Here is a 10,247-nt window from a genome sequence, read left to right on the forward strand (position 1 = left end):
GGGTGAGTTGCTCCAGTTCGGCCCGCAGGGCGGCAATCACCGCCTGCAGTTCGCCCACCTGCCGCTCCAGCGCGTCGATGCGCTGCTGCTGCTCGACGGGGTTCAGGAGACGGACCTTCGCCAACTCGCCCATAGCCGCTACGCTACGGCTCCGCACAGTCCGGCGCAAATCGGCCGCTAATCAATTACGGTGGGGCGTTGGCAGGTGCCGCTTGGGAGCGGATGGAATTACCCAAAGAGCGTTCCCCTGCTGACCATCTCTAACCCCTGGTCGGTGGATCCAGAGACGCTCCGAGAGCGCATAAGCTCGCGTTGGCAGGCGGTGCTCGACGAGGAGATGCCGCCCATCATCGACGCCGTGCGCACCATCATCGATGAGTTAACTCAGCACACTGCGGCCTCGGCCTCGACCGTTGCCTGGTTGACCGCCGAGCCTACTTCGGCTGATGCTGGCGGCGCAGGGTGATGTCGGGCGAGGGCGGCGGTGGGCACGGCGCTTCTTCTTCTCTACCAGCGCATGCGGGCCAACGTACGGCTGCTGGCCGCGCTGCTGCTCGGCGTGCTGATCGCCGCCACGCTGCTCGCCACCGCGCCGGTCTACGCCCGCGCCATGGCCGACACCGGCATCGCCTTCGCCGTGTCGCACCGCCTCGGCGTGCCGCCCACGACGCAGATCACCACCTACGAGCAGGGCTTCCCGCTCGGCACCGGCGACGCCCGCGCCGTGCAGGACGCCGTCGGCAAGCGGCTGCAGCAGCGCACCGGCTCCTTCAGCAAAGACTCCGCCCGCTACTACAAGCTGCCCGCGCTCACGCTCGGCCAGCCGGGGCAGCCGCTGCAAACCGGCGACGCCCGCAGCACCGTCTTCGTGCAGGCCGTGGACGGGCTCGAACGGCACATCAAGGTGACGGAGGGCGCCCTGCCGCGCGCCCAGGCCGCACCGGCCGCCGGCAGCGCCCCGCCCGAGCTGCAAATCGCCGTTTCGGCCAGCGCCGCCGGCTACGCCGACCTGCACGTCGGCGATCACATCCTGCTAGGCGACACCTTCGACGACTGCGAGCGCCACCCGCCGCGCATGGACCAGCCGCCCGATCCGCCCTGCACGCCGCACACCACCGTCCAGTTCACCCTGCCCGCCGTCGTCAGCGCCCTGATCGCGCCGTCGAACCCGGACGACTGGATCTGGGCGGACGGCGTCGAAAGCTACTTCGCCGGCCGCGCGCCGATCATCCAGCAGGGGCCGCAGATCCCCGCCTTCGTGCCGATCGGCACGATGCAGGGCGTACTCAGCGCGCTGTTCCCCGACTACTGGGTGAACCAGGAGTGGCTCTCCAACGCCGAGCCGGCGAAGCTCACGCGCGACACGTACCGGCGGGCGATCAACGACGTCGTCGCCCTGCGCGACGAGGTGCTGAACGCCGGCTTTCTCGGCTTCAGCCCGCTGCCCGACGCGCTCAACGGCTTCGCCACGCAGTACTCCTACAACCAGACGACGCTGGTGATCCTGCTGCTGCAGATCGCCGCCATCGCCCTGTTTTACGTTGTGATCGTCGGCGCGATGATCGTCGAGCGCCAGACGCCGGAGACGGCGCTCCTGCGCAGCCGCGGCGCCAGCCCGGCGCAACTGCTCGGCGTGACGCTGGCCGAGGGGCTGGTGCTGGCCGTGCCCTGCGCCCTCGTCGCGCCCTTCCTGGCGGTGCTGGTCACGCGGCTGCTCGGCCTCACGCCCGCCTTCCGTGACGTCACCGGCGGCAGCCTGATCCCCGCGCACGTCGATGCGCTCGCCTTCGCGCTGGCGGCGCTCGGGGCGCTGCTGGCCGTGCTGGCGCTGCTGGTGCCGGCGGCGATCGGAGCGCTGTTCGGCGGGCCGCTGGCGCGGCGCACGGCGGGCCGGCCCCAGCAGGCGCTGGTGCAGCGCTACTACGTCGACCTGGCGCTGGCCGCCGTCTGCGGCATGTTGCTCTGGGAGCTGAACCAGCGCGGCGCCGTGTTCAAGACCGGCGGCGCGGGCGGGCTCTCCTCCGACCCGCTGCTGCTGCTCTCGCCCGCGCTGCTCACCCTGGCGATCGCGGCGCTGGCGCTGCGCGTCTATCCGCCGGCGCTGCGGCTGGCGGCGCGCCTCTCGGCCGCGGCCTCGGGCGTCACCGTCGTCTCCGGCCTGCGCCAGCTCACGCGCAACCCGGCGCAGTACACCCGCCTCGGCCTGCTGCTGATGATGGGCGTGGCCGTCGGCGCCTTCGCCGCCAGCTACAGCGACACGACCACGCGCAGCTTCCGCGAGCGCGTGCTCTACCAGGCGGGCACGGACCTGCGCGGCGCCCTGCCCGCGGGCACCGGCCGCGACCAGCCGGCCACGGTCGACGCCCGCTTCGGCAAGGCGCCCGGGGTGGCGCAGGCGAGCGGCGTCACGCGCCTGGACGCCGAGCTGGGCACGCCCGGCGCCGGCCGCGTGCCGCTGCAACTGCTCGCCTTCGACCCGAGCGCCGCGCGGCAGATGCTCTGGTTCCGCGGCGGGCTGGCGGGGGAATCGCTCGACACGATCACGGAACAGCTCGGTAAGCCGACGGCGCAGATCGGCAAGCCGCTGCCGGGCCAGCCGGTCAGCTTCAGCCTCTGGGCGAACGTGCAGGCGCCGCAGTCCAATACCACGGTCTGGGCGCGCCTGCGCGACGCCAACGGCGAGTATCAGCTGTACGAGCTGGGCTCGCTCGACTTCACCGGCTGGCGCCAGCTCAGCGGCAAGCTCAGCCGCGTGGGCACGGCGCCGGCCTTCCCGGCCAGCCTCGTGGCGATCGTGATGACCGAGCCGGGCAGCCAGCTCCAGGGCAAGCCGCAGCCGGTCTACTTCGACGACTTCAGCGTCACGCAGCCCGACGGCAGCTCGCAGGCCGTCGAAGATTTCGAGCAGTCAAACGACTGGCGGCCGGCGCTGACCAACGCCGGCGAACAGGACGAGGCGGCCGTGACCAGCGACCAGCACCACGGCGGCACGCGCGCCCTGTGCTTCAGCTTCCCCACCGGCACCGACACCGCCGGCGTGCGTGGCTTCTACGTCTCCGACCCGAACGTGCCGCTGCCCGCCGTCGTCTCCAAAGAGTTCGCCCGCATCACCGGGCTCAAGGTCGGCGGCATCAGCAGCCTGGCCGTGGCCGATCACCTCGTGCCGATCCGCATCCAGGCGATCATCGATCTGTTCCCGACGCTGGACCCGCGCCAGGCGCCCTACGTGCTGCTCAACCGCGCCCACCTGGTCGAATGGCTGGACCGCATCACCGACTCGCCGCAGGCCACGGCTAACGAGGTCTGGCTGCAGGCCGCGCCGGGCGCCGACCGCGCGGCGCTGGTGCGCACGCTGCAAAGCTCGCCGTATCAACTGAACGCGCTGATCGATCGCGCCCACCTGCTGACATTGAACGGCGCCGACCCGCTGCTCGTGGCCAGCGGCAGCGGCGTGTTGTTCCTCTCGTTCGTCGCCGCCCTGGCGCTGGTGACGGGCGCGTTCCTGGTGACGCTGTTCAACTCGCTGCGCCGGCGGCGGCTGGAGTTCGCGGTGATGACCACGCTCGGCCTGGGCCGGCGGCGCGTCTTCGGCATGCTGGTCTTCGAGTTCGCGATCGTCTCGATCGTGGGCGCGGCGATCGGCGTGGCGCTGGGACTGGGCGTGAGCCGGCTGATGCTCTCCTTCCTCAGCGTGACGGAGACGGGCGAGAAGGTGCAGCCGCCCTTCGTGCTGGTGACGAACTGGGCCGTGCTCGGCGTGGCGCTCGGCCTGCTGGCGGCGATCGTGGCGCTCAGCATCGCGCTGGCGGCGCGGCTCTTCACCGCCGGCTCGCCCGGCGCCGTGCTGCGCGAAGCGGAGTGACGGCGGCATCGTCGCCGGTCTACGCGCTCGCGGCCGGTTTCGCGGCCCGCGCAGCGGCCTTCGCCCGCGCCGCCTGCACGATCGCGGGCGGCGCCTTCTCCGGCGAGCCGGCATCAAAGGGCGGCTGCGGGTCGTACTCGATGGCGAGCTGAATCGCCTGCGCCGTCTCCGCTCCGGCGATCTCGTTCGCCAGCGTCAGCGCCATGTCGATGCCGGACGAGACGCCGGCGGCGGTGATGATCTTGCCCTGCCGCACCACGCGCCGGGCAACAGGACGGGCGCCGTACCGCGCCAGCGTCTCGCGCTCCAGCCAGTGCGTCGTCGCCTCCAGCCCTTCCAGCAGCCCCGCGGCGGCAAGCAGCAGGGCGCCCGTGCAGACCGACGTCGTCCATTGCGTGCTGCGGTGCACACCGCGAATCCACTCCAGCAGCCCGGGGTCGTGCATCAGCGGGCGCGTGCCGAGGCCGCCGGGCAGCAGCAGGATCTCCGGGGCCGTGATCTCATCCAGCGCGTAGTCGGCGCTGAGGCCGAGCCGCAGATTGTCGGTGCGCACGAGGCCGCGGGCCTTAGCCGCAAACTTCACCTCCGCGCCGGGCAGCCGCGTCAGCACCTCGTAGGGGCCGATCGCGTCCAGCGCGGTGATGCCGTCGAAGAGGACGATCGCGATCTCCATGCGCTTTCCCTCACCTTCGTCGCGGGCGTGGCGCGGCCGTCGCTGCCGCGGGCCTGCGCCCGTCAGCCTTGCCGCCGTACCCCAGGTCTCGCCGGTGCGCCAAGCGTTGGCAACGACGGCGAGCGGACGACGGCCGCCAGTCTACGCCTTCACTCGGCGCCGCCGGCGAACTTGGGCCGGTGCTCTTTCGCCGGCGCGCCCGTGCGGGCGCCCGGGGGCTCGCGGAACCGGCGGGCGGCGTGCGTGTCGTACTCCAGGCCGTAGATGCGCTTGAGGTCGGCGATCGCCGCCAGCGAACGCTTGCCGTGCGGACTGGCGGCCATCTCGCCCTCCTGCCCAGGCACCGGCTCGAAGGAGTGCAGCACGATCTTTTCGAGCAGCTGCCCCAGCGTGATGCCGTCGAACTCCGCCAGCCCCTTCAGGACTTTGACCAGCCGCTTCTCCATACGCACGCCCAACTGCACCCGCTCAGCGGTGACCGGTTCGGCTGCCTCTGCCATCGTCGTCCTCCACATACCTGCAACCATGGTGATTGGGACCGAGGTAACTTGGTAACAGGTAACTCACGGTGCATAGTGCAACAGAATCCGTACCCAGTCAAGCCACGCCCGGTCGCCCGGTGCCGCACCGCAGTCGCGCCATCGCCCGCGGCCGGGCGCTGTGCCAGACTGGGGCGATGAGCGAAGCGACGGACCGATCGGCCGGCCTGCGCGTGATCTTCCTCGGCACCGGCGATCCGTTCGCCAGCGGCGGCCGCCTGCAAAGCGCGATCTTGATCGACGCGGGCGCGGGCGGCCGCTTCCTGCTGGATTGCGGCGCCACCACGCTCGTGGCGCTTGCGCGGGCGGGTATCGACCCGGACTCGATCGACGGCGTGCTGCTCAGCCACTTTCACGGCGACCACGCCGGCGGCCTGCCGCTGCTGCTGCTCGATCTCGTCGCCAACCGCGAAGGCGACGGCGCCCGGCCGCCGCGCGCCCGGCCCCTAACGATCGCCGGTCCGGAGGGGACGGAGGAGTTCCTGCGCGAGGCGCTGGCGCTCTTCCGCTGGTCTGGGGCGCTGGAGGCCGCGCATGCCGCCGGTGCGCTGCGCTTCGTCACGCTCGTCACGGGCAGCGGCAGCACGATCGACGCGCTGCGCGTGCTGCCGTTCGCCGCCGTGCACACGCCGGAGGCGCTGATGTTCCGGCTCACACTGGCCGGACGCACGCTCGCCTACTCAGGCGACACCGCCTGGACCGAGGCGATCCTGCCCCTCTGCATGGATGCCGACCTGTTCATCTGCCAGACCTACACCTTCGCCCTGCCGCAGCGCACGATGCTCAGCCACGCCGAGCTGATGGCGCGGCGATCGCGGCTCTCCTGCCGGCGGCTGGTGCTGGTGCACATCGGCGCGGAGATGCAACGCCACCTGGCCGAAGCCGGCGCCCGGGTGGCCGAAGACGGTATGACGATCGATCTGTGAGCCGGCGCAGCGAGGGCGCAGGGCATGCGGCGTAGGAGTGACGAATGCGACCGCCACGCTGCTCGTTCCTCTCGCTACGCCGCACCTGCTTGGGCCGTCTGCCACGGCGGTCCCTGCACCCCTGTCCCGTCGCCCGTCGCCCTACGCCCTCCGTGTATCATGGCGGCAGGCGCCAGCCGCAACCGATCGCGCCCATCCCCAGTTCTGCCCGTGGAGATCGCACACCATGGCCGCACCGCTCGAAGGCATCACGATCCTCGACTTCACCCGCTACCAGCAGGGGCCGTTTGCCACCGTCATGCTCTCCGACATGGGCGCGGACGTGATCAAAGTTGAAGAGCGGCGCAACGGGGATTTAGGCCGCTCGCTGGGCATGCAGGCGGACGGCTACTCCGGCTACTTCGAGGCGCACAACCGCAACAAGCGCAGCATCACGCTCGACGTGCGCACCGACGAAGGCAAGGCGATCGTCTACAAGCTGGTCGAGCGTGTGGACGTGGTGACCGAGAACTTCCGGCCCGGCGTGATGGAGCGGCTGGGCTTCGGCTACGAGCAGCTCTCAAGCATCAACCCGCGCATCATCCTTGCCTCAGCCTCGGGCTACGGCCAGCTCGGGCCGGACGCGAAGCGGCCTAGCTTCGACGTGATCGGCCAGGCGGTGAGCGGCATGATGCTCTCGCAGGGCGGCGGCCCGGAGCACGAGCCGCACACCGTCACCGGCGGCCACGCCGACCACGTCGGCGCCATGTTCCTGGCCTGGGGCGTGGCGATGGCGCTGATCGCCCGCGAGCGCGACGGCGTGGGCCAGCACGTCGATTCCTCATTGCTGGGCGGCCAGATCGCCTTCCAGGCGATGGGCTTCTGCCGCAACCTGCAGGACGGCGTGCACGGTTCGGGCCTTGCCGGCGGCAACCCGCTCTTCCGCGCCTACGGCTGCGGCGACGGCAAGTGGCTGGCGATCGGCATCCTTGATCCGAAAGTCTGGCCGGGGCTAACGAAGGCCCTCGGCCACCCGGAATGGCAGGACGATCCGCGCTTCTGCGACCCCTTCGCCCGCGCGCACCACGCGGAGGAGCTGACGGCCGAGATGGCCGCCTGCCTGCGCCAGCGCCCGCGCGACGAATGGCTCAAGATCCTCGACGCGCACGATGTGGCCAGCGGCCCGGTGCGCGACCATGTCGAAGTGGCGGCCGACCCCGGCGTACGCGCCAACGAGTACATCGTGGATATTCCGCATCCCACGCGTGGGCAGATCAGCGTGCCGGGCGTGCCGGTGCGCCTCTCGCGCACGCCGGGCAAGGTCCGCGCCGCGGCGCCGGAGCTGGGCCAGCACACGGAGGAGATCCTGCTGAACCTGGGCTACGACTGGGAGCAGATGGGCGACCTGCGTACGCGAGGCGTGATCTGATGCGCTTCGCCGTGCTGCATCATTTGGAGAGCGCCGCGGGCGAGCCGGCGGCCAGCGTCTACGCCGACGTGGTCGAGCAGATGCAGGCGGCGAAGGCGCTGGGCTACGAGATCGCCTGGGTGGCGGAGCACCACTTCTCGCCGGCGAAGGGCCGCGCCCCCTCGCCGCTGCTCTTCCTGATGCACGCCGCCGGACAGACAAGCCGCATCCGCCTGGGCACGGCCGTGTTGCCGGCGCCGTTCTACCACGCGCTGCGCCTGGCCGAGAACGTGGCGCTGTTCGACCAGCTTTCCGGCGGGCGGCTGGAGTGCGGCATCAGCAGCAGCGGCGTGCCGGACGAGATGCGCGTCTTCGGCGTGGCTCAAGAAGGGAAGCACGAGCGGCTGCGCGAGTCGCTGCTCTGGCTGCACCGCGCCTGGGCGGGCGAGCCGGTAAGCAGCAGCATCGGCGCGATCGGCGGGGCAGACGGTGTGCGCGTGGCGCCGCAGCCGCTGCAGGAGCCGGCCGAGATGGTCTGGGTGGCGGCCTCGACGCCGGGCGCGGCGCGCGTGGCCGGCGAGCTGGGCCATCACCTGCTCTTGCCCAGCCTCAAGACGATCGAGACCTCGTCCGAGCACGTCGCCGTCTATCAGGAGGCGCTGGCGGAGCACGGCCACGACCTTGCCACGCGCAAGCTGCAGCAGACGCTGCACCTGATCCTGGACGAGAACCACGACCGCGCCATGCGCCGCGCCGAGCCGGTGATCCGCGCCTACTACGATCGCTACACGCGCAGCGGCGCCGTGCAGCGGCTGGAGGACGAATCGCTGCCGGCGATCATGCACCGCATCAACTTTGCCGCCGGCGGGCCGGAAGCGGTGGCCGAGCAGATCGCGGGCGTCGCCGCCGCGCTCGGCCTCACCCACGTCGCCTTCCAGGCGCGCCTGATCGGCCAGACCCACCGCGAGATCCTGCGCACGCACGAGCTGGCGATCAGCCACGTCGCCCCACTGCTGGACAGCGCCGTCGCGGCGGGGTGAGGCGCGATTGCCTGGCTCCGACCCGTCTGCACTGCGTTCGCCATCTGTCTTTACGTCCCAGTGGTGCGACTGGCCCGCAACAGTTCGATCAGTGATTCTGTCTGTTCATCATCGAGGCGTCTTGGCGGTTCGCCGACGGCATAGTGCGCTGGAAATGTGTCATCGTAGAAGACAGCGCCGCCGAATGTCCGGATTGAGGCGTAACGCGGCATGACGTGCAGATGAACGTGGCGGTCCTGGTTCTGCAGGAACGCGTAGTTGAAGTGGTCGGGAGCAAACGCGAGTTCGAGCGCCCTGGTAGCCTCTATGACAAGTCCGCGCAGGTCGGTCCACTCTTCTGCAGAAACGAGGGTGATCGACTCGATATGACGACGCAGCGTCAGGAAGCACTTTCCCAGTAGATCCAGATTGTGGTTCAGGATCAGCCGCCAGTGTCGTCCCTCAGCAACTACCGGCCCCAACGCCACGGCACAAAGCGGGCACTCTGCCATAACTGCCCTTACCAGACCCTATCGCCCCACAAACCGCGGTTGGCGGCCTTCTTGAAAGGCGAGACGGCCCTCTTTGGCGTCTTCGCTGGTGCGCAGGATGTCCTGCGAGAACTGCTCCCACTCGCCGTGGGCGAGGAAGTCGCGCTCGAAGGCGCGGGCGACGGCGCGCTTCGCCAGCGCGATCGAGAGCGTCGCGCCCCCGGCCAGCCGCTGCGCCAGCGCCAGCGCCGCCTCCAGTGCCTCGCCGTCCGGCGTCACCTGCTCCACCAGGCCCAGGCGCAGCGCTTCGTCTGAGCCGATCGGCTCGCCCGTCCAGAGCATCAGCAGCGCCCGTGCCGGGCCGACCAGCCGCGGCAGCGTCCAGCTCAGGCCGTTGTCCGGTCCCAGGCCGCGGCGCACGAAGCCGGGATGGAACTTCGCCGAGCCCGCCATCATGCGCAGGTCGCAGGCGCAGGCAATCGCCATACCGGCGCCCGCCGCCGCGCCGTTCACCGCCGCGATCACGGGAACGTCAAGCTTGCGCAGCCGGTCGAGCCAGGCGTAGTTGGGCTCCAGCTTCTCCATGCGCGTTTGCGGCGTCGCGTAGGCCGGGCCGGCGCCGCTGCTGAGGTCGGCGCCGGAGCAGAAGCCACGTCCCGCGCCCGTGATCACAACGGCCTTCACGTCCTCGCGCGCCGGCAGCTCCAGGCCGAGGCGGCGCAGGCTGCGGCGCATCGCGGCGGAGAGCGCGTTCAGCTTCTCCGGCCGGTTCAGCGTGACCACGAGCACGCCGCCACGCTGCTCCAGCAACACGTCCTCGTAGCCCACCCACGCCGCCGTCTCCGTCGCCATCGCGCGCCTCCGCCGCACCTTCGCCCAGCGCATTTTCCAGCGGAAGCGCGGCGGCCCGCAAGCGCGGCGACGCCGACCGCCGCCGCGGCGGGGCCCTCATAACCCCCCGACCCCCTTCTCTCCCATACACAGATGCATGGAGATATGCCGCGGGCGACGGGCGCATGGGAGAGAAGGGGGCGAACGTTGGCAGGAGCAGCGGGGCGCGCACAGCTTCCAAACTCCTATGCCCTCCGCCCTTCGCCCTCTATTCCCTATTCCCTATTCCCTGTTCCCTGTTCCCTGTTCCCTACCGTGACCGTGCCTGTCATGCCGTCGACGGTGACCAGCTGGCCGGTCTTGATCAGTTGTGTCGCACCCTTGACCGCGACCACGGCGGGAATGCCGAACTCCCGCGCCACGGTGGCCGCGTGCGAGAGCAGACCGCCGGTCTCCACCACCACGGCCGCCGCGGGCACGAACAAGGGCGTCCAGGGCGCGTCGGTGAAGGGCGCGACC

9 protein-coding genes are annotated in these 10,247 nt (G+C 70.8%); 4 read left to right on the forward strand and 5 right to left on the reverse strand.

Annotated features, from left to right (window positions below):
• Nucleotides 1–484: 484 nt before the first annotated feature.
• Entirely contained in the window at nucleotides 485–3,862 is a 3,378-nt protein-coding gene (locus VKV26_00535) for an FtsX-like permease family protein (GenBank protein HLZ68371.1), read from the forward strand.
• Nucleotides 3,863–3,881: 19 nt separating this feature from the next.
• Here VKV26_00535 and VKV26_00540 read toward each other — a convergent pair whose 3' ends face one another.
• Both VKV26_00540 and VKV26_00545 read right to left on the reverse strand, forming a co-directional pair.
• The gene (locus VKV26_00540; protein ID HLZ68372.1) at nucleotides 3,882–4,535 is read right to left on the reverse strand and encodes a DJ-1/PfpI family protein; all 654 of its coding nucleotides are present in this window, start codon (nucleotides 4,533–4,535) and stop codon (nucleotides 3,882–3,884) included.
• Nucleotides 4,536–4,684: 149 nt separating this feature from the next.
• Entirely contained in the window at nucleotides 4,685–5,035 is a 351-nt protein-coding gene (locus VKV26_00545) for a hypothetical protein (GenBank protein ID HLZ68373.1), read from the reverse strand.
• Nucleotides 5,036–5,211: 176 nt separating this feature from the next.
• On the opposite strand from VKV26_00545, the gene VKV26_00550 reads away from it, so the two are divergent.
• The 3 genes from VKV26_00550 to VKV26_00560 all read left to right on the forward strand — a co-directional run bounded on the left by VKV26_00550 (nucleotide 5,212) and on the right by VKV26_00560 (nucleotide 8,427).
• Nucleotides 5,212–6,000, forward strand: coding sequence for an MBL fold metallo-hydrolase (locus VKV26_00550; GenBank protein HLZ68374.1), 789 nt, complete (start codon nucleotides 5,212–5,214; stop codon nucleotides 5,998–6,000).
• A 226-nt stretch (nucleotides 6,001–6,226) separates the two neighbouring features.
• Nucleotides 6,227–7,408, forward strand: coding sequence for a CoA transferase (locus tag VKV26_00555; GenBank protein ID HLZ68375.1), 1,182 nt, complete (start codon nucleotides 6,227–6,229; stop codon nucleotides 7,406–7,408).
• The gene (locus VKV26_00560; protein ID HLZ68376.1) at nucleotides 7,408–8,427 is read left to right on the forward strand and encodes an LLM class flavin-dependent oxidoreductase; all 1,020 of its coding nucleotides are present in this window, start codon (nucleotides 7,408–7,410) and stop codon (nucleotides 8,425–8,427) included. The genes VKV26_00555 and VKV26_00560 overlap by 1 nt, the downstream gene beginning before the upstream one ends.
• Nucleotides 8,428–8,477: 50 nt before the next feature.
• Here the strand turns inward: VKV26_00560 and VKV26_00565 are convergent, their stop codons facing one another.
• The 3 genes from VKV26_00565 to VKV26_00575 form a co-directional block, all read right to left on the reverse strand.
• On the reverse strand, nucleotides 8,478–8,918 hold the full coding sequence (locus VKV26_00565; protein HLZ68377.1) for an HIT family protein: 441 nt from the start codon (nucleotides 8,916–8,918) through the stop codon (nucleotides 8,478–8,480).
• Between the two features lie 18 nt (nucleotides 8,919–8,936).
• On the reverse strand, nucleotides 8,937–9,749 hold the full coding sequence (locus VKV26_00570) for an enoyl-CoA hydratase/isomerase family protein (protein ID HLZ68378.1): 813 nt from the start codon (nucleotides 9,747–9,749) through the stop codon (nucleotides 8,937–8,939).
• A 254-nt stretch (nucleotides 9,750–10,003) separates the two neighbouring features.
• Nucleotides 10,004–10,247 (reverse strand): PEP-utilizing enzyme (locus VKV26_00575; protein HLZ68379.1); only part of this gene is annotated, 244 nt, incomplete at its 5' end.

The organism is Dehalococcoidia bacterium (genome assembly GCA_035310145.1).
Lineage (GTDB): Bacteria > Chloroflexota > Dehalococcoidia > CAUJGQ01 > CAUJGQ01 > CALFMN01.

Coding starts and splice junctions, on each gene's coding strand:
- VKV26_00545 (HLZ68373.1), bottom strand. CDS start 5,035: ATGGCAGAGGCAGCCGAACCGGTCACCGCTGAGCGGGTGCAGTTGGGC.
- VKV26_00560 (HLZ68376.1), top strand. CDS start 7,408: ATGCGCTTCGCCGTGCTGCATCATTTGGAGAGCGCCGCGGGCGAGCCG.
- VKV26_00570 (HLZ68378.1), bottom strand. CDS start 9,749: ATGGCGACGGAGACGGCGGCGTGGGTGGGCTACGAGGACGTGTTGCTG.
- VKV26_00565 (HLZ68377.1), bottom strand. CDS start 8,918: ATGGCAGAGTGCCCGCTTTGTGCCGTGGCGTTGGGGCCGGTAGTTGCT.
- VKV26_00550 (HLZ68374.1), top strand. CDS start 5,212: ATGAGCGAAGCGACGGACCGATCGGCCGGCCTGCGCGTGATCTTCCTC.
- VKV26_00540 (HLZ68372.1), bottom strand. CDS start 4,535: ATGGAGATCGCGATCGTCCTCTTCGACGGCATCACCGCGCTGGACGCG.
- VKV26_00555 (HLZ68375.1), top strand. CDS start 6,227: ATGGCCGCACCGCTCGAAGGCATCACGATCCTCGACTTCACCCGCTAC.